Here is a 428-nt window from a genome sequence, read left to right on the forward strand (position 1 = left end):
GCTCAAGGGCGTCGCCCCGGTCGTCTCCGGCGCCGACCTCGCCCTCTGCCACATGGAGACGGTGTACGGGAAGGACGGCGGCCCCTACACCGGCTACCCGGCCTTCAAGTCACCGCCCGAGGTCGCCACCGCCCTCGCCGCCACCGGCTACGACTCCTGCTCCACCGCCTCCAACCACACCCTGGACGACGGCGCCGACGGGGTCGCCCGCACCCTCGGGGCCCTGGACGGGGCAGGCGTCCGGCACGCCGGATCGGCCCGCTCCGCCGCCGAGGCGGCGAAGCCCACGATCCTGTCCGCGGGTCCCGGCAGACGGGCGGCGAAGGTCGCCCATCTCGCGTACACCTACGGCACCAACGACATCCCGCTGCCCGCCGGGAAGCCGTGGACGGTCAACCTGATCGACGAGGGGAAGATCGTGGCGGAGG

The 428-nt window shown here is 73.8% G+C and carries 1 protein-coding gene; it reads left to right on the forward strand.

The genetic code is table 11. The annotated features are described in order from the left end of the window. A partial coding sequence (locus tag RM812_RS42490; RefSeq protein ID WP_311586397.1) for a CapA family protein occupies positions 1-428 on the forward strand: 428 nt, incomplete at both ends.

Origin of the sequence: Streptomyces lancefieldiae (assembly GCF_031845825.1) — a bacterium.
In the GTDB taxonomy this organism is placed as follows: domain Bacteria; phylum Actinomycetota; class Actinomycetes; order Streptomycetales; family Streptomycetaceae; genus Streptomyces; species Streptomyces lancefieldiae.